Raw genomic sequence first — 24,768 nt, forward strand, 5'->3', positions numbered from 1 at the left:
TTTCAATAAAAATTAAACGGACGGTATTGTAACCGTAAAGAAGGGGTTTGCAAACGCACTGCGCTGGTGCGTGATGTGGCAGACTACGCGCCCGCTACGGTCATTTCCGACACCAGCACCGAGCCGATTTTGCCAGACGTGCGCCGCAATGCGTCATCGGCGGTGGCAGCGATGTTAAGCAGCATATCGGGCAAACGTCCTGCAATGGTAATGCCGCTCACGGGATAGGCAATCTCGCCGTTTTCCACCCAAAAACCCGCTGCACCGCGCGAATAATCGCCTGTCAGCAGATTTACGCCCTGCCCCATCAGTTCGGTAATCAGCAAACCGCTGCCCATCTGCTGCAATAAAGCGGCTTGGTCGGCGCAAGTGGCATTTAGGTGCAGATTGTGTGCGCCGCCTGCGTTGCCCGTGCTTTTCATACCCAGCTTGCGGGCGCTGTAGCTGCCTAAAAAATAACCTTGTACCACACCACCGTCTATCACGGTGCGTGCTTGCGTGGCAACGCCTTCGGCATCAAAATAGGTGCTGCCAATCACACGCGGCAAATGCGGTTCTTCGCGCAACTGCAACCATTCGGGCAAAATGCGTTTGCCGAGACTGTCGCACAAAAAGCTGTTGCGGCGGTACAATGCGCCACCGCTTAACGCGCCCACCACATGCCCGATTAAGCTGCCCGATACGGTGCGGTCAAACAACACGGGATAGCTGCCTGTCGGCACAGAACGTGCACCCAAGCGCGATAAAGCACGTTCGGCAGCGGTGCGCCCGATGTGTTCCACCTGTTCCAAGGCGGCTGCATCACAAGCGGTGTCGTACCAGTAATCGCGTTCCATCTGCCCGTTTTGCGCGGCAACCACGCTGCACGAAATACTGTGGCGCGTACCGCAACGGTGTTGCAAAAAGCCGTGGCTGTTGCCATACACATATTGAAAACGCCCCGTATGCACCGCCGCGCCTTCCGAATTGCTGACCCGTTCATCTTGCGCCAATGCCGCCGCTTCACAGCGTTGCGCCTGTTCCAATGCCGCTTCGGTGCTTAACTGCCACGGGTGGTCTTGGTCCAAATCGCCAAACACCTGCGCCATTTGCTCGGCATCTGCCAAACCCGCGCAATCGTCTTCGGCGGTATAACGGGCAATATCCAAAGCAGCGCGTACCGTGCTTTGCAAAGCTTCGGGCGACAAATCGGCGGTACTGGCACTGCCCTTGCGCTGCCCCACATACACGGTAATATCCAGCGATTTGTCTTCGCGGTGCTCAATTTGTTCGGTTTGCTGCAAACGCACCTGCACGCTTTGTCCCAGCGATTCGCTTAATTCCGCTTCGGCAGCCGTTGCGCCGCCGCGTTTCGCCCAATCCAAAGCCTGCGCCGCCGCCTGAAGCAATTGTTCGGGGCTGTGTTGGAAATCCATCGTTTTAACCTGATGATATAAACGGCGCATTCTAACCCGTTTGCCGCTGCCGCAACAAGTTTTACCAGCAATTATTTAAACTTTAAACACATTAAAAATGAACGATTTAATAGAAAACCTATTAGAACATTTATGGCTACAACAAAGGTTGTCGCACAATACTTTGGAAGCCTACCGCCGCGATTTGGACAAAGTGTTGGCACGGCTGGTAGCGCAAGGCAGCGATTTTATCCGCGCCGATGAAACCCAACTCGCCGCCGCCGTGTATTGCCCTGACGAAAAACCCCGTTCGCAAAACCGCGCCCTTTCCGCCTGCAAACGGCTGTACGGCTGGTTAGAAGAAAACGGCAGCCGCCCCGACAACCCCACCAAACACCTTAAAGCCGTCAAAACCGCCCGCCACCTGCCCGCCATCATCACCGAAGCCCAAATTGATGCCCTGCTGGACGCACCCGACACCGAAACCCCTCTAGGCTTGCGCGACAAAGCCCTATTGGAAACCCTATACGCCACAGGTTTGCGCGTCAGCGAAGCCGTTAAACTGAATATCAACGAAATCAACCTGCACAAAGGCTTGGTCAATACCATCGGCAAAGGCGACAAACAGCGCATTGTGCCATTGGGCGAAGAAGCCGCGCACTGGCTGGGGCGTTACCTGCACGAAGCACGGGCGCAAATTTTAAACGGCAAACGCTGCGATGCCTTGTTTGTCGGACAAAAAAAAGACGGCATCAGCCGTCAGTTAGCATGGATGATTGTCAAACATTACGCCGAACACGCAGGCATCCGCCAATTATCGCCACACGGTTTGCGCCATGCTTTTGCCACCCATTTGGTTAAATACGGCGCAGATTTGCGTACCGTGCAAATGCTGCTGGGTCATGCCGACATCGCCACCACCCAAATTTACACCCATGTGGCAGACGAACGCCTGAAGCAGATTGTCGCAGCGCACCACCCGCGCAGCGCAGCGTAGATTGGTGCATATTTTTGTTTTAGCGTATGTAAGCATCAAGCGGTTTATCCATCCTATAAGTTGGGCTAGGCAAAGCCGTAACCCAACATTTTAGTTGGGTTGATACTACACCTCAACCCAAGCTACTTACGCCAATTAACCATCTATTCAACGCAAATACAAATTCGGATTCACATGCTTACCGTTTACCCGCACTTCAAAGTGCAATGCCGTGCGCCCGTCTTTGCGTTCGCTGTCGCCCACCGATGCCACAATCTGCCCCGCTTTCACCGTTGCGCCCTCATGCACCAGTAAGCTGTCGTTATTGGCATAAGCAGTTACTGTGCTGTCGTTATGGCGAATTAACAACAATTTGCCATAGCCCGCCACCGTCTCACCCGAATACATTACCGTCCCGTCTGCCGCCGCATACACCAACGCCCCGCGCGGCGCAGCAATATCAATCCCCTTATTATTCGCACCGTAAGGCACTACAATACTGCCGCGCAAAGGCCATTGCAAACGCAATCCTGTAGCGGCAACAGGCGTGGCAGGCGTAGCCGTTACCGTTTGTCGGCGCGGCGGTACGGCAGGCACAAAATTCGTGGAAGATGGCACACGCGCCGCTTTCGGCAAATTCAGCACATCGCCTGGACGAATCACATCACTACGCAAACCGTTGGCAGCTTTTAAACGCGCCACATCGGTTTGAAAACGCTGGGCAATACGGCTCAAGGAATCGCCGCTTTGCACACAATACTGTCCCGCTTTTACATCGCGGCACACTTGGGTTTTGCTAGAAGGCGCACCACACGCCGCCACACACAATAAAGCCGCCACACACGCAGCGGCACGAATCACAGAAGATACAGGCATAAACAAAACCGCCAAATCAAAAAGCGCGATTATACCCACAGCCCGCTACACATGGAAACTTTCGCCGCAACCGCATTCGTCTTTCACATTCGGGTTGTCAAACTTAAAGCCTTCCTGCAAACCTTCTTTGGTGTAATCCAAGCGCGTGCCGTCCAAATACACCAGACTTTTCGGGTCAACAAATACTTTTACGCCATAATGTTCAAACACTTGGTCTTCGGGCTGAATCTCGTCCACAAATTCCAACTGATACGCCATGCCCGAACAACCGCTGGTTTTCACACCCAAGCGGATGCCTTCGCCTTTGCCGCGTTTGGCAAGAAAATTGCGGACATGTTCGGCGGCTTTTTCGGTGAGAGTAATCATCTTCAATCTGCCTTTTATGATGATTCGGGCTGCCTGTTGCAGACAGCCCGAAAGGTTGGGGATTAAGCCGCAGCCTGTTGTTTCTGACGGTAATCGGCAATCGCCGCTTTTACCGCATCTTCTGCCAAAATCGAGCAGTGAACTTTTACGGGTGGCAGTTCCAATTCTTCGGCAATATCGGCGTTTTTAATTGCCAAGGCTTCGTCCAAGCTTTTGCCTTTTACCATTTCGGTAATCAGGCTGGAAGAGGCAATCGCCGAACCGCAACCGTAGGTTTTAAACTTGGCGTCTTCAATCACGCCTTGTTCGTTTACCTTGATTTGCAGCTTCATTACGTCGCCGCAGGCAGGTGCGCCCACCATGCCTGTGCCGACATCGCTGTCGTCTTTGTTAAACGAACCGACATTGCGGGGGTTTTCGTAGTGGTCGATAACTTTATCGCTGTAAGCCATAATGTGTTTCCTTGTGTTTTAAAATTAGGTTATAAAAAAGGTTTCAGGCTGCCTGAAAAGATGGCGTGTTTGTACAATTATGGTAGGTTGGGTTGTTAAACACAATATATTCAAAATATGGATTTTGTTGGGTTTTCAATCCAACCTACTAGAGTTTGATTACTTAATAATCTTAACTACTTTGTGTAAAAGTTCGCTTGGGTTTAGGATAAAGATTTCATTTTTTCCTTTTCCAAGATGATCTCTATAGAATCCATGAATGAATCTATTACCATTAATTTCATTATAGTTCTTTATGGCAGCTACATAATCATTATTCATTTTCTTAGGCTTCGAATCCATGGGGAAAAAATGGGAATGTAAAATCATGACATCTGTTGCCACACCCTTAAATTCTTTATAATCTACATCAGAGTCATCAAGCAAGTTTGTAAAATTACAAAGCTCCAAGTCTTCTATTAATTCTAATTGATATAAATTTCTTGTACCCTTATTAGTACTCATTGGATACCCTTGAGCAGTATTCTCATATAAACTATACCAATACTCATGCTCCCTATCATTTTTATGTACCAAGGAGGATTTATCCGTACCTCTATATAAAACAGTACCTTTTTTTAAAGTAGATTTATCCAATTTTTTTAAGTTCCTATGAACTTCTTCCTTAAATTTCTCAAACTTTATTTCTTCATCAGTCATTTCTTTTATGTTTGTCTGAACTACAATAGACTGCTCATCGTTATTTACTGCATCCAAATGAGATTTGGATAGAGATTTAAATAATTTTTTAATAAACATAGAATACTCATTTCTAAATAATTTAAGTATTTACAATAAGCTACCTAAAAGCAAAAAATATATTTTAGATAACACTAGTAGGTTGGGTTGAATCAAGTGAAAATCCAACTTAATTCCCAACAATCCAGTTGGGTTTACGCTTACGCTTCAACCCAACCTACACATTTTTCAGGCAACCTGAAAAAATTTAGCACTGGTAGGTTGGGTTGGAACAAAGTGGAAACCCAACCTGATTTCCAACAATCCAGTTGGGTTTACGCTTGCGCTTCAACCCAACCTACACATTTTTCAGGCAGCCTGAAAAAATTTAGTGTTCCACCCACTCCACTTTGCTTAAATCCACACCGTCTTTAAACATTTCCCACAACGGCGACAATTCGCGCAGTTTGTCAATTTTGGATTTAATCAGTTCAGCAGCGTAGGCAACTTCTTCTTCAGTAGTCATGCGACCAAAGGTAATCCGCAGCGAGCTGTGCGCCAATTCGTCGTTGCGACCCAAGGCACGCAGCACATAGCTGGGCTCCAAGCTGGCGGAAGTACACGCCGAACCGCTGGAAACCGCCAGTTCTTTCACCGCCATAATCAGGCTTTCGCCTTCCACATAGTTAAAGCTGACGTTCAAATTGGTGGGTACGCGGCTGTCCAAGTCGCCGTTGATGTACACTTCTTCAATGCCTTCAATGCCTTTTAAGAAGATTTCGCGTAATTTGAAGGCGTGGGCGCGGTCTTGTTCCAATTCCAAACGCGCCAAACGGAAGGCTTCGCCCATGCCGACAATTTGATGGGTGGGCAAAGTGCCGCTGCGGAAACCGCGCTCGTGTCCGCCACCGTGCATTTGCGCTTCCAAGCGCACACGCGGTTTGCGGCGCACATACAGCGCACCAATGCCTTTCGGACCGTAAATTTTATGTGAGGAAACAGACAATAAATCCACTTTGGCGGCTTCTACGTCAATCGGGGTTTTGCCTGCTGCCTGAACCGCGTCCACATGGAAAATAATTTTGCGTTCGCGGCAGATTTCGCCAATGGCGGGAATGTCTTGAATCACGCCGATTTCGTTATTTACCCACATTACGGAAACCAAAATGGTATCGGGGCGGATGGCGGCTTTCAGCTCGTCCAAGTCCAGCAAACCGTTTTCTTTTACGCCCAAATAGGTCACTTCAAAGCCTTGGCGTTCCAATTCACGCATGGTGTCCAATACGGCTTTGTGTTCGGTTTTGACGGTAATCAGGTGTTTGCCTTTGGTTTTGTAAAACTGCGCTGCGCCTTTGATGGCAAGGTTGTTGGATTCGGTTGCACCGCTGGTAAACACGATTTCTTTGGCATCGGCGTTAATCAGTTTGGCGATTTCGGCGCGGGCGTTTTCTACGGCTTCTTCTGCCGTCCAACCGAAGCTGTGGCTGTTGGATGCGGGGTTGCCGAACAATTCGGTTAAGTAGGGAATCATTTTTTCGGCAACGCGCGGGTCAACGGGGGTAGTGGCGGCGTAGTCAAGGTAAATGGGGGTTTTAACGGTCATGGTTGTGTTTCTCTCAAAAATTTAATGTATATGGGTAATGGAAATGGTGTGTTCGCGGTTTTGCTGCTGTTCGTCCAATAAACCTGCCAGAGTAATCCCGCTTAAATAATCGTTAATGGTGCGGTTCAGGTTTTCCCACAGCTGATGGGTTAAACAGGCTTGTCCGCGTTCGCAGTTGGATTTGCCGCTGCATAAGGTGGCGTCCAAACGGTCTTCGGCAGCAAAAATAATCTCGGCAATATTGATTTGTTCGGGCGGTCGTGCCAATACATAGCCGCCACCCGGTCCGCGCACGCTTTCTACCAAACCTGCACGGCGCAGCTTGGCAAACAGCTGTTCCAAGTACGACAGCGAAATCTGCCGACGTTGGCTAATGGCATTGAGTTTCACGGCGCGTTCTTGTGCGTGCATTGCCAAATCAATCATGGCAGTAACGGCAAAACGCCCTTTGGTGGTCAGTCGCATAATGGCGGACGGGTTGGCTGAATCGGCGCAGATTGTGCAATATCCTACTAATTTGGTCAAGTATAATGCAGACAGACTATTGGCACTATTGCCCGCTGTGTTCCCAACGTGTGTGGACAAATGCCGACACACACCCTGACCGCCGCCGCCGCAACACACGCTGCTGCTGTGTTTTTTCGCAATTTTGCAGCTTTGCCCCTTCCCTATTTAGGCAAAATCGCCTACCCTTATGCCTTTTGCGACACGCAAACAAAGAGAAAACCATGCCACAAAAACCCAATACTTTGAAAAAAATTGCCATCTACACCATGGGTGCCATCAGCGGCATCGCCTTAAGCATTGGCGTACAGAGTTTCGCCGCCGAACCCAAAAGCGAACGCAACCTGCCGATTCAATCGCTGCGCACCATGGCAGAAGTGTACGGTCAAATCAAGGCCAACTACGTTAATACCGAAACCGATGAAAAACTGCTGGAAAACGCCATGAAAGGCATGGTGGCAGGTTTGGACCCGCATTCCGAATACATGAATAAAAAAGGCTATGCGGAATTGCAGGAAAGCACCAGCGGCGAATTTGGCGGCTTGGGCATGGAAATCGGTTCGGAAGACAGCTTTATCAAAATCATCGCCCCTATTGAAGACACCCCCGCCGAACGCGCAGGCATCAAAAGCGGCGATTTGATTGTCAAAATCAACAGTGAATCCACCCGCGGCATGACCACCACCGAAGCCGTGAAGAAAATGCGCGGCAAACCGGGGACCAAAATCACCCTTACCCTCTCACGCAAAGACAGCACCAAACCGATTGTAATTAACCTCACCCGCGCCATCATCAAAGTAAAAAGCGTGCGCCATCATCTGCTGGAAAACGGTTACGGCTATATCCGCGTCAGCCAGTTCCAAGAACGCACCGTGCCTGCTGTGGCGGAAGCCGTTAGTGCGCTGACCCGCGAAAACGGCGCACCCTTAAAAGGCATGGTGCTGGATTTGCGTGACGACCCCGGTGGCTTGCTCAACGGCGCAGTGGGCGTATCGGCGGTATTTTTAAAATCCGATGATGTGGTGGTCAGCACCAAGGGGCGCGACAACAAGCCTTCCATGCTGCTCAAAGCCCAACCTGAAGATTATATTTTAAGCGCGGGCGCAGACCCCTTGGCGGATTTGCCGCCTGAAATCAAAAAAATGCCCGTTACCGTGCTGATTAATTCGGGTTCGGCTTCGGCATCGGAAATCGTGGCAGGTGCATTGCAAGACCACAAACGCGCCGTGATTGTCGGCACACGCAGCTTTGGTAAAGGCTCGGTGCAATCGGTGATTCCCTTGTCCAACGGCGGCGCGGTTAAAATTACCACGGCGCTGTATTACACCCCCAACGACCGTTCTATTCAAGCCACGGGCATTGTGCCTGATGTGGAAGTGGCAGACAAAAACCGTACTTTTGAAAGCCGCGAAGCCGATTTGAAAGGACACATCGGCAATCCTTTGGGTAATGATGAAGTAAAAGGCGGTTTGGTGGACGACAACCACGCCAAAGCGGAAGAGAAAAAAGACAAAGACAAAAAAGACGATGAGGATTTGTCTTCCCGCCGCAAACCCAATCCCGAAAAAGACGACCAATTGCGTAAAGCCCTTGAATTGCTGAAACAGCCCGCACAATGGCAAAAATCTTTGGGATTGGCAGCGAAAAAGCCTGCTCCGAAAAAGAAAAAAAGCGATAATGACGACGATTAAAGTGCATTAAGCTTGATAACGCAGTTGCTTAAACAGATAAGCAGCTGCGTTTTTTCATTGAATTTTAATGATGATTTTGCCAATTTTCGCGCACGGTTTGTGCTTCGGCAAAATAACGCAGCAGCGCGGCGCGGTCGCTTGTGTGCAGACAGTGTTGCAATTGCGCCAGTTGTTGTTGCTGCCCGTTTAGCAGCTCCAGCAGGGCAGCGCGGTTCTCCAAGGCGATGTCTGCCCACATTTGCGGGTGGCTGGCGGCGATGCGGGTAAAGTCGCGGAAACCACTACCCGCAAATTGCAGATAATGCTCGCCCTGCGGATGGTCAAGCAATTGATGAACATAGGCAAACGCCAGCAAATGCGGCAGATGCGACACGGCGGCGAACACAGCATCGTGTTCGTCTGCATTCATTTGGTAAATTTCCGCGCCCACTGCCTGCCACAAGGCACATACGGTATCAAGGCTGCTGCGGTGTTGTGCAGAATGCGGGCAGACAATCAGTTTTTTGCCGCGATACAAACCAAATTGTGCCGCCAATGCGCCGCTGCGGTCAGAACCCGCGATTGGGTGCGCCGCCACGCATCGGGAAAAATGTTGTGGCAAATGGTTTTGAAATGCTGCCAATGCGGAACGTTTGGTACTGCCAACATCGCTCACCAGCGCATCAGGCGGCAACAGGGGCTGCAAGGCATGACACACGGCAGGCAACGCCGCCACAGGCGTGGCAATCAGCACCATATCCGCACCGTTCAAAGCGGCAGCATCAATGGCGTGATGGGCTTGGTCGATTACGCCGCGTTCCAAAGCACGTTGCAGATTATCGCCGTCCACGTCCACCCCCGCCACCTGCGCCACCCGCCCCAAGCGTTTCAAATCCAAGGCAAACGAACCGCCAATCAGTCCCACGCCAATCAGCACCAGCTTGTTTAAACGTTCTGCTGCGCCCATTATAAACGTTCCGCCAAAGTAATCACTTGTTCAGGCAACAGTTTTTCCAAACAATCGGTATGCCCGAGCGGACATTCGCGCTTAAAGCACGGACTACACGGCAGGTTTAGGGTGGCAATCACCGCATTGGGGCTTAAAGGCGGCGTGTGTTCGGGGCTGCTGGAACCGTACACCGCCACCACACGGCAACCCACCGCCGCCGCCAAGTGCATCAAACCGCTGTCGTTACAAACGGCGGTATCGGCGCAGGCAAGCAAGTCCACCGCTTCCGCCAAGTCGGTTTTGCCGCATAAATCGGTGCAGATATTTCCCGATAACTCATTGATTTGTTGCGATACAGGCGCATCTTTTGCCGAACCGAACAGCCAAATCTGCCAGCCCTGCGCGGCAAAATGGCGTGCCGTTTCGGCAAAATGGCGCGGCGGCCAACGTTTTGCCGCGCCGTATTCCGCGCCCGCACACAATGCCAACACGGGTTTTTCCCTGTTTAAAGCAAACTTTGCCAACGCCGCCGCCTGCGTATCCGCCGCAATCTGCAAACGCGGCGGCGCAGATTTGGCAACGGGACTGCCAGCAGGGTCTGCCAAAGCGGTGTAACGTTCCACCATCAAAGGCAAAGCCGCTTTATCTAACTTTCTAATATCGTTTAATAAAAAATAACGCTGCTCGCCCACATAGCCCGTGCGCTGCTTAATGCCCGTTGCCGCCGCAATCAAACCTGATTTCAGCGACCCCGGTAACACAATCACCTGTTCATAACCGCGCTTTCCCAGTTCGCGCCCCACACGCCAGCGTTCACGCAAACGCAATGCGCCGTGGGCAAACGGATTAGGCAAAATTTCATTGACTTCGGGCATACGCGCAAACACCGCTTGCGACCACGCAGGCGCAAACACATCAATCACACAGCCTGTGCCGTGGCGTGCGTGTAAGCGGCGCAGCAAAGGTTGCGTCATAATGCAATCGCCAATCCACGACGGCGCAATAATTAAAATCTTCATTTTACAGCTAATTGCCCATGCAACTGCTGCGCCGCTGCATACGCGGCATCGGCATTTTCCGCCAACACGGTAAAATGCCCCATTTTGCGCCCTGCCCGCGCCTGTGTTTTACCGTATTGATGCAAATGTGCAGAACCATGATTTAAAACCGCTTCCCAAGCAGGTTGCGCCCCGTCTGCGCCCCAGACATCGCCCAAAATATTCGCCATGCAGCAAGGCGACAACAGGCGCGTATCGGCAGGCGGCAAACCGCACATCAAACGCACCTGCTGTTGAAACTGGCTGGCGGCGCAAGCATCAATGGTATGGTGTCCGCTATTGTGCGGACGCGGCGCAATTTCATTAACCAACAACTGCTTATCATCGCCCACTACAAACATTTCCACCGCCAGCACACCCACATAATCCAAAGCCTGCGCCAATTGCAAAGCTATCTTTCGTGCCTCGTCCTGCACCGCAGCAGGCAAACGCGCAGGCACAACGGAATAAGCCAAAATACCGTTTTCATGATGGTTTTCCGCCGCATCGTAAGCAGCGGTATGCTCCGCGTCCAAACGGCACACCACCACAGAAATTTCGCCGCGCAAATCCGCCATTTTTTCCAGCACACACGGCACACCACCCAAAGAGACAAACGCCGCGCGGGCTTCATCCAAAGTCTTCACGCGCACCTGCCCTTTGCCGTCATAACCCAAAGTGGCGGTTTTTAAAATCGCAGGCAACAGCGCAGCGCAGCTTTCATTAATGTCCATTTCCGACATAACTACTTGATATTCAACTGTTTGCAATCCTGCTGCGCGTACCCGTCCTTTTTCAATAATGCGGTTTTGCGCTACCGCCACGCAGTCACCGCTGGGCGAAACCCGCGTATGCCGCGCCAATTCACGCATCGCCGCCGCATCCACATTTTCAAATTCGGTGGTAACGGCAGCGCAGTTTGCCAATTCCGCCAAAGCATCAGCATCATCAAACGCCGCACACAAATGGCAGTCAGCGAAACGCGCAGCGGGCGCATTGGCATCAGGGTCTAACACCGTTACTTGATAACCCATTGTTTTTGCAGCCACGGTAAACATACTACCCAATTGTCCGCCACCCAAAATCCCCAGCATCTCGGGGGGAAGAATCGGTTTCATGCTGCGCCTTTCAGGGTTTGCAATACGGTTTCGGCATGTCCTGCCGCTTTCACTTTGCGCCATTCGTGCGCAATTTGTCCCTGCGTATCCAAAACAAAGGTACTACGTTCAATACCATAAGATTCTTTACCGTAAAGCTTTTTCAGTTTAATCACATCAAACAAACGGCATACGGTTTCATCGGCATCGCTTAATAATTCAAAAGCAAAACCTTGTTTTTGGCAGAAATTCTGATGGGTTTTCACGCTGTCGCGGGAAATGCCTACCACGGTATAACCCAATTCAGCAAATTCAGGCAATAATTGATTAAATTCAATCCCTTCAGTGGTACAACCTGCGGTATGGTCTTTCGGATAAAAATACACCACCAGCGGCAGATGGTCGGCACTGTCAAACACCTCGCCCGAAGAAGACGGCAGCGTAAAACGGTAATTCATGGTCTGGATTCCAAAATATTGATATAAGAATAAAAACTTCAGCCGCAAAACGAAATAACGGTTTTGCGGCTGAGCCTGACAGCAATCGGATTTAAATCAAATCCAAATCGTTCACACGGTCAAAGATATGCGTACTTGCCTGACCTTCTTCCCACAATTTGATTTTTAGGCGCAAATCGTTTACCGATTCGGCTTGGCGCAGGGCTTCATCATAAGTAATCAAATCTTCGGTGTACAAGCGGAACAAATCTTGGTCAAAAGTTTGCATACCGTCTGTTTCCGAACGCGCCATCAAGGCGATACATTCCATCAGTTCGCCTTTGAAAATATGGTCTTGCATGGCGGGGGTGTTAATCAGCAAGTCCACAATTGCGGTACGTCCGCCTTCTTTCAAACGCGCCAAACGCTGTCCGATAATGCCCACGGTATTCAATGCCAAATCCATCAATACCTGCTGATGTCGCTCTTCGGGATAAAAGTTCAAAATCCGTTCAATGGCTTGCACGGCGTTGTTGGCGTGAATGGTAAAAATACACAAGTGACCGGTTTGCGCCAGTTGCAAGGCGTATTCCATGGTGTGTTCGTTACGCACCTCGCCCACGCACACCACATCGGGCGCTTGACGCATCGCCGATTGTACCGCCATGGACCAGCTGTTGGTGTCTGCACCCAATTCGCGCTGGGTAAAGATGCTTTTAATCGGTTTGTGCAGGTATTCTACAGGGTCTTCAATGGTCACAATATGACCTGCGGCGTGTTTGTTACGCCAGTCCAGCATCGCCGCCATTGAGGTAGATTTACCCGAACCGGTCGCGCCCGCCAGCACCAACAATCCGCGCGGCTGCATCGCCAAGTCTTTCAAACCTTGCGGTAATTTTAATTCGTCCACCGTTAGGATTTTGGTGGTAATGCGCCGCCACACCATGCCTACCCGCCCTTGTTCGTGATAGGCATTGACACGGAAACGCGTGCCGTCTGCCGACTGAACCGAGTAGTTCAATTCCAGCTCTTTATCAAATTTGATGCGCTGTTCGGGGGTCATGGTGGAATACACCAATGCCTGCGTATCAATGGCAGTCAGCACTTTTAAAGGCACGGGGGTCAGTTCGCCATTGATTTTAAACGAGGGCGGAAAGCCTGCGCTGATAAAGATATCCGATGCCAGCCGTTTTTCGCATTCCACTGCCATTTTTTCCAGCAAAGGATGCAGGGCGGGCGTACGCAAGGCCAAAGCGGGGTCGCCCGCCGCCACAGTGGGCATTTCGCGCCGCGATACCGCTTCGCTGGCCGCCAATCGCGCCTGCGCCCGCTCTTTGGCCGCCATTTCGGGGTGGTTGGACTTGTAGTCGCTTACCAAGCCGGAAAGCAGTGCGGTCAAATCTTGCGGTTGTTGGTTTTGCTGAGTCATAATCAATTCTTAAAAAAGACAAATTAGGAAATCATATCGGGGTTGGCGGCTTTGGCACGAGCTGCTTCCAAAGACACCACGCCACGGCGTACCAAATCCTGCAAACATTGGTCAAGGGTTTGCATACCGAAGTTTTGACCGGTTTGCAGTACCGAGCCAAGCTGGGCAATTTTGTTTTCGCGAATCAGGTTACGCACCGCTGCGGTAGAAATCAGAATTTCATGCGCCGCCACACGTCCGTTGCCGTCTTTGGTTTTCATCAGCGTTTGTGCAATCACCGCACGCAGTGATTCGGAAAGCATGGAACGCACCATTTCCTTTTCGCCTGCGGGGAACACGTCAATAATACGGTCAACGGTTTTGGCGGCAGAAGTGGTGTGCAGGGTGCCGAACACCAAGTGACCCGTTTCGGCGGCAGTCAGTGCCAAACCGATGGTTTCGGGGTCGCGCATCTCGCCCACCAAAATAATATCGGGGTCTTCACGCAGGGCGGATTTCAAGGCATTGGCAAAACTGTGCGTATGTTCGTGCAATTCGCGCTGATTGACAAGTGATTTTTTACTTTGATGCACAAATTCAATCGGGTCTTCAATGGTTAAGATATGACCGGGATGGTTTTGGTTTACATAGTCAATCATCGCCGCCAAGGTGGTGGATTTACCCGAACCCGTGGGTCCAGTAACCAACACCAACCCGCGCGGGGTATCGGCAATTTTTTGGAACACGCGCGGTGCTTTCAGTTCTTCCAAAGTCAGCACTTTGCTGGGAATGGTACGGAACACGGCAGCAGGTCCGCGGTTGGTGTTAAACGCATTCACACGGAAACGCGCCACGCTGGGCAGCTCAAACGAGAAGTCGGTTTCCAGATTTTGCTGATAGCTTTTGCGCTGCTGGTCGTTCATCACCGAGCTAATCATATTGCCGACATCTTCGGAAGACATCTCTGGCAGGTTGATGCGGCGGATATCGCCGTGAACGCGAATCATGGGCGGCAGCCCGGCGGAAAGGTGTAAGTCGGACGCTTTGTTTTTCACGCCGAATGCAAGCAGGTCGGTAATTTGCATAATGGTGTGTCAGGCTTGTGCTGATGAATGGGGTTAAAATTAATTGCTATTGTAAAGAAATTTGAGTTCTTTGGTAAGCTCTTAACCAAAAAATAACTGCAAATGGTGGCATTATCCGCACAAAGCCGATGTAGCGGGCGTAACAAAACACCATTCGCCCGCTGCCAAACCCTGCGTATCCCAAATATGGAAGCGTTCGCGGTGCAGTTTTTCCACACGGTTGCCCGCGGCTGCCACCATGCGTTTCACCTGATGATACTTGCCTTGGCTGATGCACAGGCGCAGTTGGCGCGGATTGAGCAGCTCGGCGTGGTCGGCGGCAACGGTTTCATCATCATCGTGCAGCAGCACCCCCGCTTGCAAACGCGCACACAAACCGTCATCGGCATCGTGTTTCAGCGTAACCGCATAATATTTGGCAACCTGATGTTTGGGCGAAGTCATGCGGTGGTTAAACGTACCGTCATTGGTAAACAGCAAAACACCTGTGGTGTCCGCATCCAACCGCCCCACTGCTTGCACGCCTGTATCGCGCAAACGCTCGGGCAGCAGCGCAAACACACTGGGATAATCGCGCGGACGTTGCGACACTTCATAACCCGCAGGCTTGTTCAGCACCAAATAATAATACGGCAGGGGCATCAGCCACACATCTTCGTCATCAATATGTAAGCTGCAGACTTCGCCCGTGTCTTGTTCGGTGTCGCTCCACACTTCGCCATTGATGCGCACCCTCCCGCTTTTAACTAGCTTTTGACAGATTTTGCGGCTGCCTATGCCCTGTGCCTGTAAAAATTTCAATAGTTTCACGTTTTACGCACCATAATCGCGCAATAACTGCTCTGCCTGACGGCGGTGCTCCACGCAAAACGCCAATACTTCGGGTGTGCGTTCGCTGCCTGCTTTGCCCAAAATACGCGCCGCAGGATGCGGCAAGCCGTCTTTACTTTTCACTTCGGTATCACGACAATTTTGCGTGTTGATTTGATTGAAATTGGCAGCAGTCGCTTTCACAAAACGGCGGTAACGGGCTTCGTCGCCATACGCGGCGCATTGTGCGGTATAGGCACTCAAAGTCATGCCGTCATTCACCAATTTTCCGCAAGCAGAAGGCGCAGCCGCAGCAGTTGCCGATAATCCCGCCAATACCATACCCACAAATAATTTTTTCATCATATTGTTTCCAAATATATAGTTGATAAAAATAAAAACAAGACAAGGCGAAAACGCCCGCCGTGTACAGTAGTACATCAGGGCGTTGGCAACGCCGTATCGTTGCAATTTTAATCAACTATAAAACGGGGCGACCCGCGCCCCGCCCAAGCGTTTAAAACCACTCAAATACAAAGAAAATAAACGTATGCACCACAAACAGCGGCACCAAAATACCAAACGACCACAGCATATAACCAAAAAAGCTGGGCATCGGCACTTTACGCTGTTCCGCAATCGCTTTTACCATAAAATTCGGCGCATTACCGATATAACTGAGCGCACCCATAAACACCGAACCCATAGAAATCGCCAGCAAAGTATGGAACAACTCGCCGCGCATCAGGGTAAGGGCGTCGCCGCCCGCCATATTAAAGAACACCAGATAAGTCGGGGCATTATCCAAAAACGCCGACAAAATGCCCGTCATCCAAAAATACATGGTGTTAATCGGCTCGCCCGCGCTGTTATGCACCATGGCAATCAAAGGGGCAAACGCACCTTTTGAACCTGCCTGCAAAATCGCCAACACGGGGGCAATGGTAATGAAAATCCCCAAAAACAGCTTGCCCACTTCGGCAATCGGGTCCCAGTTGAATTCGTTACCCGCACGCACTTGCTTGGGCGTGATTTTCAGCGACACAACTGCCAACACAATCAAAATCACATCGCGCACCAAATTAGGCAGCAGATAGGGCGTACCCAATACGTCAATACCGGGGTGATTGGGTTTCCACAAACCGGACAGCAGCACCGCGCCAATCACACCACCCAGCAACAAAAAGTTCCATTTGCCGAACAATTGCAATTTGCTGTCGGCAGTGGGGTCTTTTTTCTCGATTTCGTCTTCTTGCGAAAAATAGTGGCGGTCCAGAAAATAAAAAGCAGTCAGTAAAACCACGCTGCTGATTAACACAGGCACGCTCATGTGCACCACCGTCCACATAAAGTCCACGCCTTTTAAAAAGCCCAAGAACAACGGCGGGTCGCCCAGCGGGGTTAAACCACCGCCGATATTCGCCACCAAAAAGATAAAAAACACCACCACATGCACTTTGTGTTTGCGGTTGTCGTTGGCTTTCAACAGCGGACGAATCAGCAGCATCGCTGCGCCAGTTGTCCCCATAACCGATGCCAACACCGTACCGATTGCCAAAATCGAGGTATTGAGTTTGGGACTGCCGTGCAGGTTGCCCCACACCAAAATCCCGCCCGAAATGGTATAAAGCGCCCACAGCAGCAAAATAAACGGAATGTATTCCGCCACCAAAGCATGCGCCACCACATGAATACTCTTGGAAATACCGAATACAATGGTAAACGGTATTAAAAACAACAATGTCCATACAGCGGTAATTTTACCGAAATGATGGTGCCAAGTATGGGAAAAAAACAGCGGACCAGTGGCAATAGACAATAAAATCAGGGCAAAGGGAATGCCCCACAACAAGCTCAATTGCGAACCGTCCATATCCGCCGCCATGGCGGGCGCGGGCAGCAAAAGCAGGGAAAACAAGGCGGCTTTCAAGTGCATCGGTGTCTCCTTTGGAAAGGTTGGAAAAGCTCGGGCGTACCCGAAAGGTTCTTTTTGATTGTAAGCAATGATGTCGCGTTTTACCAGCAAAATTGCGTTTTTTATGGCGGTTTCGGCGGTTTTGCCCTGATATTATTCTGTTTAATTTAATATTTTCAGTTTTTCAATAAAATTTCTTTATTCACAAACAAAACCGCGCTCTGAAAACATCAGAGCGCGGCAATTTTATATTATGATGAATCACTCAGTCCCATATTTATTTTTATAAACTTGTGATGAAATAAGACACTTCTCACCATCAGAAAAGTTACATTGATTAGCTAACAACTCATCTATACGACCAATAAATTGCGCCGACTCCTTTGGCGGCAACTCTTCTATACGACCAATAAATTGCGCCGACCCTTTTGGCGGCAACTCTTCTATACGACCAATAAATTGCGCCGACCCTTTTGGCGGCAACTCATCACCTATACTTGAACCATGACACCCAAATAGTTTTTGGCGAAACTTTGTTAGAAAAAGAATAGATTGCTTGCCTCTTTTCATTTTTTTCTTTTTCCTTTTCTTCTTATTATTAAGCATTAACAACTCCTTAAATAAAATAAATATTAACTTTCAAAAAACTTTAATTTAAATTACCATAATACTCATAATTATTAAATTAAGTTGATTTAGGTTCAACTTCACCCCTATCTACTTAAATAAAAATTTCTTACTGTAGGGCGTGCCCCTATTTACTTATGCGGCGGTATTTTTGGCGCAAATCCGCGTCTGCCGCGTTAAAAATCCTTGCAAGGTGTTCAACCTTGCGCGGATTTTTGCCTTGCATACACGGGTTTCTACTCAAAAAACCGCTTGGCAAAGCAAATAGGGACACGCCCTAATACAGGAGCATGGTAATCAATAGCTATTTCACCACTCTGCTATCAGGCAACATAAGTCAGCCAATCGGCGTAACGCTCATCGCGCCCTTCCACAATATCAAAGAAACGTTGCTGGATTTGGGCGGTGATTTCGCCGCGCTCGCCTGCACCGATGTTGCGGTCGTCAATTTCGCGTACGGGGGTAATTTCCGCCGCTGTACCTGTAAAGAACACTTCGTCGGCGATATACAGCTCATCACGGGTAATGCGTTTTTCAATCACTTCCAAGCCCAAATCGGCGGCAATGGCAATGGCGGTGCGGCGGGTGATGCCGTCTAATGCCACGTCCAAGGCAGGGGTGTACAGCTTGCCGCCACGCACCACAAAAATATTTTCGCCCGCACCTTCCGCCACATAGCCCTGTGCATCCAACAAAATGGCTTCGTCGTAACCGCCGCGTACCGCTTCGCTGTTCGCCATAATGGAATTCATATAATTGCCGTTGGCTTTGGCTTTAATCATGGTGATATTGGGGTGATGGCGGGTAAAGCTGCTGATTTTGCAACGGATACCGCGTTTTAAACCTTCTTCGCCCAAATACGCGCCCCACGCCCACGCCGCCACAATCACTTGCACATCATCGGGCTTGGGGGCAATGCCCAGTTTGCCCGAACCGTAAAACGCCATCGGGCGGAAATAGCAGGATTTCAGGTTGTTGGCTTTCACAACATCCAAATGCGCCTGATTGATTTGTTCTTCGGTAAACGGCAGCTTCATGCCGACAATTTTGGCGGAATCAAACAGGCGGCGGGTGTGGTCGTGCAGGCGGAACACGGCTGCGCCTTTGGCGGTTTCATAAGCGCGTACGCCTTCAAACACGCCCATACCGTAATGCAGGGTATGGGTCAAAACATGGGTTTTGGCATCGCGCCACTCAACCAGTTCGCCGTTGTACCAGATTTTGCCGTCACGGTTGTCCATAGTGGGGGTAGTCATAAGGTTTCTCCTGTGGTTTGCTTCTGATGTTTCCGCACGCTGCGGCGCGGAATGCGGAAAGTTTCCGCCACATTATACCGCCATATTTTTCTTTCCACATACAACAGCGCAAACCGTATCACAAAAACGCCAAATCGTTTACACTTACGCCCCGATTGGGAACAGAGCCCGTCTGCACCCCAAATTGAACACGCGGCGGCTTGCCCCGCCAAACACAAAAGGAATCATTATGAAATTTTTTAAAATCATTTCTTTAATTATCAAGCTGTTTATTTTGCTGTTGTTGTTGGTGCTGGCATTTATCAATACCAACCGCGTTAATTTCGCCTATCTACCTGGACAGGAAGTACAACTGCCGCTGATTGTGGTGATGTTTGGTATGTTTGTGATTGGTGCGGTATTCGGCATGTTTGCCATGTTTGGGCGCATTTTGCGTTTACGAAGCGAAAACAACCGCTTGCGCCACGAAGTAGAAAAAACCGCCCGTTTGACCACCCAAGACTTGTCTGCCCCACAACCGATTGAAGGCGCACACAAATAAACCCGCAGCAGGATGTTTGAATGAGCGATTGGGAACTTTGGCAGCTGCTGCTGCCCATCGCGCTGCTGCCCGTGTTTTTCGGCATGGGCTGGTTTGCTGCGCGTATTGACATGAAAACCGTGTTAAAACAAGCCAAAACCGTGCCGACAGGCTTTTACGGCAGCTTGGATGCCATGGTGTCGCGCAACAGCGGCAAAGCCGCCCGCCAGCTTGCCGAAGCGGTGGAACAGGCACAAAACCCCTACGAACCCAGTTTAACCTTGGGCAAACTTTACCGTCAGCGCGGCGAAAACGACAAAGCCATCGCCATGCACCAAGCCCTGCTGCATTCGCCCGATGTGGTGGGCGAACGGCGCGAACAGGTTCAGTACGAATTGGGTTTGGACTATCAAAGCGCGGGTTTGGTGGACAGGGCAGAACGCATTTTTTTGGATTTGCAACAAAGCAATATGGCAAAACCTGCCCGCGAAGTGCTGTTAAACATCTACCAGCAGGACAGGGATTGGGAAAAAGCCGTTTCCACCGCCAAGCTGCTGGCGCATGATGAACAAACTTATCAGTTTGAAATCGCGCAATTTTATTGCGAAATGGCGCAAGCTGCCTTGTTCCGTTCCGATTGGGAGCAAGCCCGCACCCACGCCCTGACCGCATTAGATGCCAATAAAAAATGCACCCGTGCCAATATGATATTGGGCGATATTGCCCAAAAAACAGGCGATTACCCTGCTGCTGTCGCCGCTTATACTGCGATTGAAAAGCAGAACTACGCTTATTTGAGCATGGTGGGCGAGCGTTTGTACGATGCTTACGATGCCCAAGGCAAGGGCGAGGAAGGACTGAACGTGCTGATGGGTTACGCGCAGACTTTCCCGCAATTGGATTTGGTGAATGTGATTTATGAAAAATCGCTGCTGCTGCACGGCGAAGCCGCTGCCAATGCCGCTGCGGTGGAACGGGTACGCGCCAAGCCCGATTTAAACGGCGTTTACCGTTTATTGGGTTTACAAATCAGTGATTTGAATCCCGCTTGGAAAGCCGATGCCGACATGATGCGCGGGATTGTGGGACGACAATTGCAAAAATCGCTGATGTACCGCTGCCGCCACTGCCATTTTAAATCGCAGGTATTTTTCTGGCACTGCCCCGCATGCAATAAATGGGAAACGTTTACGCCCAACAAAATTGAGGTTTAGCTGTTTTGAAGCACCACTTTTTTCCAAGCGATGCGCCTGAAAATACGGCACAAATTACCGCTGCTTACGGTCGCCGCTACACCGTGCGTCTGGCAGACGGCACCACTTACGAAGCCAGCACCCGCAGCAAACGCAGCGATTTTGCCTGTGGCGATTTTGTGCGTATTGGCATATTAAATAGCGCACAGGCAGTGATTGAAGAATATTTGCCGCGCCACAGCCTGCTTTACCGCCAAGATGCTTGGAAAAGCAAATTAATTGCGGCGAATGTTGAGCAGATTCTGATTGTTACGGCTGCTGTTCCCGCACCCAACGAAATCTTGTTGCAACGGGCATTGATTGCGGCGGAAGCAGCGGGCGTTGAACCCTTAATCGTTGTTAATAAAACCGATTTACCCGAAACAGCCGATTGGTTGGCGCGTTTGGAAGCGTACCGCGCCTTGTCTTACCGTGTAACGACGTTGTCGGCTTTGCATTCGGTAGCGGAACTGCCCCCGCTGTTGCAAGGCAAAAGCAATATTTTATTGGGCGCAAGCGGGGTGGGGAAATCCACGCTAACCAATGCGCTATTGGGACAAAATCACGCCCGCACGGGGGATTTATCAGCAGCTTTGGGCAGTGGCAAACACACCACCACTCACGCCCAACTGTATGATTTGGATTCGGAAACGCAGTTAATTGATTCCCCTGGTTTGCAGGAATTCGGTTTACACCACATCGCCGCAGAAGAATTGGCACAGTATTTCCCCGAAATGCGTCCGCTGTTGGGACAATGCCGTTTTCACAATTGCAGCCATCGCGCCGAACCTGCTTGCGCCCTGAAAAACGCTGCCGAACAAGGCATGATTCGCGCCGAACGGCTGGCGTTTTTGCAAAAATTGACTGACGAACTTAAGCGCTAATTTTCAAATAAATAAAGGATTAAGCATGCAAAAAGTCATCGCGATTGACGGACCTTCCGCTTCGGGCAAAGGCACGGTGGCTGCCCGTGTTGCCGCCGCGTTGGGTTATGCCTATTTGGATTCGGGCGCACTCTACCGCTTAACCGCGCTTTACGCTCAAAATCAAGGCATTGAGTGGACGGATGAAGCTGCCCTCGCCCAACTCACCGCCGAACTGCCCGCCGAATTTATTGACGGGCGCATTTTATTGGCAGGCGACGACGTATCTGCCGCCATCCGCAGCGAAAGCATCGGCATGGGCGCATCTGCCGTGGCTGCCCTGCCCGCCGTCCGCACCGCCCTGCTGCAACGCCAGCGCGATTTTTTAAGCGCACAAGGCTTGGTGGCAGACGGGCGCGATATCGGCGCCATCGTTTTTCCTGATGCCGAATTGAAAATTTTTCTGACTGCCGATGCCCACATCCGCGCCGAACGCCGTGCCAAGCAATTGGGCTTACCATTAGAAGGCATTGAGTTTGAACGGATTCTATCCGATATTGAAGCACGCGACGAAGCCGACCGCCGCCGCCCCGTTGCCCCGCTGCGCCAGTTGCCCGATGCCCTGCTGCTGGATACCTCTGCATTAAGTATTGAAGAATCGGTAAAAAAAGTGCTTGATTGGTATCACAAAAAATAATTTTGCTTTATAATGCGCGTTCACAACGCCTGTGATAGGCACAAAAATAAAAAACATTTTGTTTTTCAACAAAAAATTTTGAAAAGCACAGCGTTTGAAATTTGTTATTTTTGTTCAAACCTGCCCATTTGCCACACAAACAGGTGTAAGCGAAAGAATTACTTATGTATGCCCCCGTGCCAAGGACGGCGGCATTTGATAACCCCCCACCCCCGCGCCCCTTGGCGGTGCATTGAAAGCAAGACCACATGGAAAATTTTGCCCAGTTGCTTGAAGAGTATTCAGCCACCCAAGAAATGACCCACGGTGAAATCATCACCGCAGAAGTTGTTGAGATTACCGATAAATTCGTAATCGTCAATGCCGCATTGAAATCCGAATCGCTGATTGACATCGCCGAATTCAAAAACCCCCAAGGCGAATTGGAAGTTAAAGTAGGCGATTTTGTTACCGTTACCATCGAATCTGTTGAAAACGGCTTCGGTGAAACCAAATTGTCCCGCGACAAAGCCCGCCGCGCCGCCGATTGGATTCGTTTGGAAGAAGCCATGGAAGACGGCGAAATCCTGTCCGGCTTTATCAATGGCAAAGTAAAAGGCGGCTTGACCGTGATGATTAACAGCATCCGTGCTTTCCTGCCCGGTTCGCTGGTGGACATCCGCCCCGTAAAAGACACCTCACACTTTGAAGGCAAAGAAATTGAATTCAAAGTGATTAAATTGGACAAAAAACGCAATAACGTGGTCGTTTCCCGCCGTGCCGTGCTGGAAGAAACCTTGGGCGAAGAGCGCAAAGCCCTGCTGGAAAACCTGCAGGAAGACACCATCGTTAAAGGCATCGTGAAAAACATTACCGATTACGGTGCGTTTGTGGACTTGGGCGGCATCGACGGCTTGCTGCACATCACCGATTTGGCATGGCGCCGCGTGAAACACCCCAGCGAAGTGCTGGAAGTGGGTCAAGAAGTGGAAGCCAAAGTATTGCGCTTTGACCAAGACAAACAACGTGTTTCTCTGGGCTTGAAACAACTGGGCGAAGACCCGTGGGACGGTTTGGCTCGCCGCTATCCGCAAGGCACCCGTCTGTTCGGCAAAGTATCCAACCTGACCGACTACGGCGCGTTTGTAGAAATCGAGCAAGGCATCGAAGGTTTGGTACACGTTTCCGAAATGGACTGGACCAACAAAAACGTTCATCCGAGCAAAGTTGTTCAATTGGGCGACGAAGTAGAAGTGATGATTTTGGACATCGACGAAGACAAACGCCGCATCAGCTTGGGCATGAAACAATGTCAAGCCAACCCGTGGCAAGATTTTGAAGCCAACTACAATAAAGGCGACAAAATCAAAGGCGCGGTTAAATCCATTACCGATTTCGGCGTATTCGTGGGCTTGCCTGGTAATATCGACGGCTTGGTACACCTGTCTGATTTGTCTTGGAGCGAAAGCGGCGAAGAAGCGGTTCGCAAATACAAAAAAGGCGAAGAAGTGGAAGCCGTTGTGTTGGCCATTGATGTGGAAAAAGAACGCATTTCTTTGGGCATCAAACAACTGGAAGGCGACCCCTTCGGTAACTTTATCAGCGTAAACGACAAAGGTTCACTGGTAAAAGGTTCTGTGAAGTCTGTGGAAGCCAAAGGCGCATTGATTGAGCTGGCGGAAGAAGTGGAAGGCTACCTGCCCGCTTCCGAATTTGACAGCGAACGCGTGGAAGATTTGTCCACCAAGCTGAAAGAAGGCGATGAAGTGGAAGCGGTTATCATCACGATTGACCGTAAGAGCCGCAACATCAAACTGTCTGTTAAAGCCAAAGACGAAAAAGACAACCGCGACGCACTCAAATCCGTTAATGCGGCTTCTGCTGCCAATGCGGGTACCACCAGCTTGGGCGACTTGCTGAAAGCTTCTTTGGGTAAACAATAAACTAAGTAGGTTAAGCTATGACCAAATCCGAACTGATGGCACGTTTGGCAGACCTGTTTATGCAAAAAAACAGCCATGCCCAACTGCAAAACAAAGACATCGAATACAGTGTCAAAGTTTTGGTAGATACCATGACACGCTCGCTGGCACGCGGTCAGCGCATTGAAATCCGCGGCTTCGGCAGCTTCGATTTAAACCACCGCCCTGCGCGTATCGGCCGCAATCCGAAAACCGGTGAGCGCGTGGACGTGCCTGCCAAATATGTCCCCCATTTCAAACCGGGCAAGGAATTGCGCGAACGCGTAGACCAAGCGGCAAAACGCAAGGGCTAATGCGGCAATCTGTATTCGGATAA

Annotated in this window: 26 protein-coding genes; 8 read left to right on the forward strand and 18 right to left on the reverse strand. The window is 50.4% G+C overall.

The window, feature by feature from the left end:
- Positions 1–83: 83 nt before the first annotated feature.
- The gene (gene pmbA, locus H3L98_RS09330) at positions 84–1,415 is read right to left on the reverse strand and encodes a metalloprotease PmbA (protein WP_027021786.1); all 1,332 of its coding nucleotides are present in this window, start codon (positions 1,413–1,415) and stop codon (positions 84–86) included.
- A 97-nt stretch (positions 1,416–1,512) separates the two neighbouring features.
- Between pmbA and xerD the strand changes: the two genes are divergently transcribed.
- The gene (gene xerD, locus H3L98_RS09335; RefSeq protein ID WP_027021787.1) at positions 1,513–2,391 is read left to right on the forward strand and encodes a site-specific tyrosine recombinase XerD; all 879 of its coding nucleotides are present in this window, start codon (positions 1,513–1,515) and stop codon (positions 2,389–2,391) included.
- Positions 2,392–2,538: 147 nt separating this feature from the next.
- Here the strand turns inward: xerD and H3L98_RS09340 are convergent, their stop codons facing one another.
- The 6 genes from H3L98_RS09340 to H3L98_RS09365 all read right to left on the reverse strand — a co-directional run bounded on the left by H3L98_RS09340 (position 2,539) and on the right by H3L98_RS09365 (position 6,849).
- Complete coding sequence (locus H3L98_RS09340) at positions 2,539–3,246, reverse strand: M23 family metallopeptidase (RefSeq protein WP_034333134.1); 708 nt, start codon at positions 3,244–3,246, stop codon at positions 2,539–2,541.
- A gap of 45 nt (positions 3,247–3,291) precedes the next feature.
- A complete protein-coding gene (gene iscA / locus H3L98_RS09345) occupies positions 3,292–3,612 on the reverse strand; it encodes an iron-sulfur cluster assembly protein IscA (protein ID WP_027021789.1) in 321 nt (106 codons plus the stop codon).
- Between the two features lie 62 nt (positions 3,613–3,674).
- Entirely contained in the window at positions 3,675–4,064 is a 390-nt protein-coding gene (gene iscU / locus H3L98_RS09350; protein WP_027021790.1) for a Fe-S cluster assembly scaffold IscU, read from the reverse strand.
- A 159-nt stretch (positions 4,065–4,223) separates the two neighbouring features.
- Positions 4,224–4,862, reverse strand: a complete 639-nt coding sequence (locus H3L98_RS09355) for a hypothetical protein (protein ID WP_027021791.1) — start codon at positions 4,860–4,862, stop codon at positions 4,224–4,226.
- A gap of 307 nt (positions 4,863–5,169) precedes the next feature.
- Positions 5,170–6,384 carry an IscS subfamily cysteine desulfurase gene (locus H3L98_RS09360; RefSeq protein ID WP_027021792.1) on the reverse strand — a complete coding sequence of 405 codons (1,215 nt, stop codon included), beginning with the start codon at positions 6,382–6,384 and terminating at the stop codon, positions 5,170–5,172.
- Positions 6,385–6,405: 21 nt separating this feature from the next.
- The gene (locus H3L98_RS09365) at positions 6,406–6,849 is read right to left on the reverse strand and encodes an Rrf2 family transcriptional regulator (protein WP_027021793.1); all 444 of its coding nucleotides are present in this window, start codon (positions 6,847–6,849) and stop codon (positions 6,406–6,408) included.
- Between the two features lie 263 nt (positions 6,850–7,112).
- Here H3L98_RS09365 and H3L98_RS09370 point away from each other — a divergent pair, with 263 nt between their 5' ends.
- Positions 7,113–8,579 carry a S41 family peptidase gene (locus H3L98_RS09370; RefSeq protein WP_027021794.1) on the forward strand — a complete coding sequence of 489 codons (1,467 nt, stop codon included), beginning with the start codon at positions 7,113–7,115 and terminating at the stop codon, positions 8,577–8,579.
- A gap of 64 nt (positions 8,580–8,643) precedes the next feature.
- Here H3L98_RS09370 and H3L98_RS09375 read toward each other — a convergent pair whose 3' ends face one another.
- From H3L98_RS09375 to H3L98_RS09425, 11 genes are all read right to left on the reverse strand, one after another.
- Positions 8,644–9,525: a prephenate dehydrogenase gene (locus tag H3L98_RS09375; RefSeq protein WP_027021795.1), complete on the reverse strand. Its 882-nt coding sequence runs from the start codon at positions 9,523–9,525 to the stop codon at positions 8,644–8,646.
- Positions 9,525–10,526 (reverse strand): lipopolysaccharide heptosyltransferase II, encoded by a 1,002-nt coding sequence (gene waaF / locus H3L98_RS09380; RefSeq protein ID WP_034333137.1) that lies wholly within the window; start codon positions 10,524–10,526, stop codon positions 9,525–9,527. Before waaF ends, H3L98_RS09375 begins: the two co-directional genes overlap by 1 nt.
- Positions 10,523–11,662 carry a 5-(carboxyamino)imidazole ribonucleotide synthase gene (locus H3L98_RS09385; RefSeq protein WP_027021797.1) on the reverse strand — a complete coding sequence of 380 codons (1,140 nt, stop codon included), beginning with the start codon at positions 11,660–11,662 and terminating at the stop codon, positions 10,523–10,525. Before H3L98_RS09385 ends, waaF begins: the two co-directional genes overlap by 4 nt.
- The gene (locus H3L98_RS09390) at positions 11,659–12,099 is read right to left on the reverse strand and encodes a peroxiredoxin (protein WP_027021798.1); all 441 of its coding nucleotides are present in this window, start codon (positions 12,097–12,099) and stop codon (positions 11,659–11,661) included. The genes H3L98_RS09385 and H3L98_RS09390 overlap by 4 nt, the downstream gene beginning before the upstream one ends.
- 91 nt (positions 12,100–12,190) lie before the next feature.
- Positions 12,191–13,360, reverse strand: a complete 1,170-nt coding sequence (locus H3L98_RS09395) for a PilT/PilU family type 4a pilus ATPase (RefSeq protein ID WP_420838896.1) — start codon at positions 13,358–13,360, stop codon at positions 12,191–12,193.
- A gap of 170 nt (positions 13,361–13,530) precedes the next feature.
- Entirely contained in the window at positions 13,531–14,571 is a 1,041-nt protein-coding gene (locus H3L98_RS09400; RefSeq protein ID WP_027021800.1) for a type IV pilus twitching motility protein PilT, read from the reverse strand.
- 111 nt (positions 14,572–14,682) lie between these two features.
- Positions 14,683–15,381: a pseudouridine synthase gene (locus H3L98_RS09405; RefSeq protein ID WP_027021801.1), complete on the reverse strand. Its 699-nt coding sequence runs from the start codon at positions 15,379–15,381 to the stop codon at positions 14,683–14,685.
- 3 nt (positions 15,382–15,384) lie between these two features.
- A complete protein-coding gene (locus H3L98_RS09410) occupies positions 15,385–15,747 on the reverse strand; it encodes a hypothetical protein (protein ID WP_156932247.1) in 363 nt (120 codons plus the stop codon).
- Positions 15,748–15,898: 151 nt separating this feature from the next.
- Positions 15,899–17,317, reverse strand: a complete 1,419-nt coding sequence (locus H3L98_RS09415) for a sodium:proton antiporter (RefSeq protein WP_027021803.1) — start codon at positions 17,315–17,317, stop codon at positions 15,899–15,901.
- Between the two features lie 240 nt (positions 17,318–17,557).
- On the reverse strand, positions 17,558–17,902 hold the full coding sequence (locus tag H3L98_RS09420) for a hypothetical protein (protein WP_027021804.1): 345 nt from the start codon (positions 17,900–17,902) through the stop codon (positions 17,558–17,560).
- A gap of 344 nt (positions 17,903–18,246) precedes the next feature.
- Positions 18,247–19,179, reverse strand: a complete 933-nt coding sequence (locus tag H3L98_RS09425; RefSeq protein WP_027021805.1) for a branched-chain amino acid transaminase — start codon at positions 19,177–19,179, stop codon at positions 18,247–18,249.
- Positions 19,180–19,408: 229 nt separating this feature from the next.
- Between H3L98_RS09425 and H3L98_RS09430 the strand changes: the two genes are divergently transcribed.
- The 6 genes from H3L98_RS09430 (at position 19,409) to H3L98_RS09455 (ending at position 24,745) form a co-directional block, all read left to right on the forward strand.
- Entirely contained in the window at positions 19,409–19,720 is a 312-nt protein-coding gene (locus tag H3L98_RS09430) for a LapA family protein (RefSeq protein WP_027021806.1), read from the forward strand.
- A 20-nt stretch (positions 19,721–19,740) separates the two neighbouring features.
- The gene (gene lapB / locus H3L98_RS09435) at positions 19,741–20,913 is read left to right on the forward strand and encodes a lipopolysaccharide assembly protein LapB (RefSeq protein ID WP_027021807.1); all 1,173 of its coding nucleotides are present in this window, start codon (positions 19,741–19,743) and stop codon (positions 20,911–20,913) included.
- Between the two features lie 5 nt (positions 20,914–20,918).
- Positions 20,919–21,815 (forward strand): ribosome small subunit-dependent GTPase A, encoded by an 897-nt coding sequence (gene rsgA, locus H3L98_RS09440; RefSeq protein WP_051532024.1) that lies wholly within the window; start codon positions 20,919–20,921, stop codon positions 21,813–21,815.
- Positions 21,816–21,840: 25 nt separating this feature from the next.
- Entirely contained in the window at positions 21,841–22,491 is a 651-nt protein-coding gene (cmk, locus tag H3L98_RS09445) for a (d)CMP kinase (protein WP_034333140.1), read from the forward strand.
- Positions 22,492–22,739: 248 nt separating this feature from the next.
- A complete protein-coding gene (gene rpsA / locus H3L98_RS09450) occupies positions 22,740–24,413 on the forward strand; it encodes a 30S ribosomal protein S1 (RefSeq protein WP_027021810.1) in 1,674 nt (557 codons plus the stop codon).
- A gap of 17 nt (positions 24,414–24,430) precedes the next feature.
- On the forward strand, positions 24,431–24,745 hold the full coding sequence (locus H3L98_RS09455) for an integration host factor subunit beta (protein ID WP_027021811.1): 315 nt from the start codon (positions 24,431–24,433) through the stop codon (positions 24,743–24,745).
- The last annotated feature ends 23 nt before the right edge of the window (positions 24,746–24,768 follow it).

It is taken from the genome of Conchiformibius steedae, from assembly GCF_014054725.1.
Classification (GTDB): Bacteria; Pseudomonadota; Gammaproteobacteria; order Burkholderiales; family Neisseriaceae; genus Conchiformibius; species Conchiformibius steedae.

What these genes read in the sequence shown, in the direction of transcription:
- pmbA (WP_027021786.1), bottom strand. Translation starts at nt 1,415, where the DNA reads ATGGATTTCCAACACAGCCCCGAACAATTGCTTCAGGCGGCGGCGCAG.
- xerD (WP_027021787.1), top strand. Translation starts at nt 1,513, where the DNA reads ATGAACGATTTAATAGAAAACCTATTAGAACATTTATGGCTACAACAA.
- H3L98_RS09340 (WP_034333134.1), bottom strand. Translation starts at nt 3,246, where the DNA reads ATGCCTGTATCTTCTGTGATTCGTGCCGCTGCGTGTGTGGCGGCTTTA.
- iscA (WP_027021789.1), bottom strand. Translation starts at nt 3,612, where the DNA reads ATGATTACTCTCACCGAAAAAGCCGCCGAACATGTCCGCAATTTTCTT.
- iscU (WP_027021790.1), bottom strand. Translation starts at nt 4,064, where the DNA reads ATGGCTTACAGCGATAAAGTTATCGACCACTACGAAAACCCCCGCAAT.
- H3L98_RS09355 (WP_027021791.1), bottom strand. Translation starts at nt 4,862, where the DNA reads ATGTTTATTAAAAAATTATTTAAATCTCTATCCAAATCTCATTTGGAT.
- H3L98_RS09360 (WP_027021792.1), bottom strand. Translation starts at nt 6,384, where the DNA reads ATGACCGTTAAAACCCCCATTTACCTTGACTACGCCGCCACTACCCCC.
- H3L98_RS09365 (WP_027021793.1), bottom strand. Translation starts at nt 6,849, where the DNA reads ATGCGACTGACCACCAAAGGGCGTTTTGCCGTTACTGCCATGATTGAT.
- H3L98_RS09370 (WP_027021794.1), top strand. Translation starts at nt 7,113, where the DNA reads ATGCCACAAAAACCCAATACTTTGAAAAAAATTGCCATCTACACCATG.
- H3L98_RS09375 (WP_027021795.1), bottom strand. Translation starts at nt 9,525, where the DNA reads ATGGGCGCAGCAGAACGTTTAAACAAGCTGGTGCTGATTGGCGTGGGA.
- waaF (WP_034333137.1), bottom strand. Translation starts at nt 10,526, where the DNA reads ATGAAGATTTTAATTATTGCGCCGTCGTGGATTGGCGATTGCATTATG.
- H3L98_RS09385 (WP_027021797.1), bottom strand. Translation starts at nt 11,662, where the DNA reads ATGAAACCGATTCTTCCCCCCGAGATGCTGGGGATTTTGGGTGGCGGA.
- H3L98_RS09390 (WP_027021798.1), bottom strand. Translation starts at nt 12,099, where the DNA reads ATGAATTACCGTTTTACGCTGCCGTCTTCTTCGGGCGAGGTGTTTGAC.
- H3L98_RS09395 (WP_420838896.1), bottom strand. Translation starts at nt 13,360, where the DNA reads ATGCCCACTGTGGCGGCGGGCGACCCCGCTTTGGCCTTGCGTACGCCC.
- H3L98_RS09400 (WP_027021800.1), bottom strand. Translation starts at nt 14,571, where the DNA reads ATGCAAATTACCGACCTGCTTGCATTCGGCGTGAAAAACAAAGCGTCC.
- H3L98_RS09410 (WP_156932247.1), bottom strand. Translation starts at nt 15,747, where the DNA reads ATGATGAAAAAATTATTTGTGGGTATGGTATTGGCGGGATTATCGGCA.
- H3L98_RS09415 (WP_027021803.1), bottom strand. Translation starts at nt 17,317, where the DNA reads ATGCACTTGAAAGCCGCCTTGTTTTCCCTGCTTTTGCTGCCCGCGCCC.
- H3L98_RS09420 (WP_027021804.1), bottom strand. Translation starts at nt 17,902, where the DNA reads ATGCTTAATAATAAGAAGAAAAGGAAAAAGAAAAAAATGAAAAGAGGC.
- H3L98_RS09425 (WP_027021805.1), bottom strand. Translation starts at nt 19,179, where the DNA reads ATGACTACCCCCACTATGGACAACCGTGACGGCAAAATCTGGTACAAC.
- H3L98_RS09430 (WP_027021806.1), top strand. Translation starts at nt 19,409, where the DNA reads ATGAAATTTTTTAAAATCATTTCTTTAATTATCAAGCTGTTTATTTTG.
- lapB (WP_027021807.1), top strand. Translation starts at nt 19,741, where the DNA reads ATGAGCGATTGGGAACTTTGGCAGCTGCTGCTGCCCATCGCGCTGCTG.
- cmk (WP_034333140.1), top strand. Translation starts at nt 21,841, where the DNA reads ATGCAAAAAGTCATCGCGATTGACGGACCTTCCGCTTCGGGCAAAGGC.
- rpsA (WP_027021810.1), top strand. Translation starts at nt 22,740, where the DNA reads ATGGAAAATTTTGCCCAGTTGCTTGAAGAGTATTCAGCCACCCAAGAA.
- H3L98_RS09455 (WP_027021811.1), top strand. Translation starts at nt 24,431, where the DNA reads ATGACCAAATCCGAACTGATGGCACGTTTGGCAGACCTGTTTATGCAA.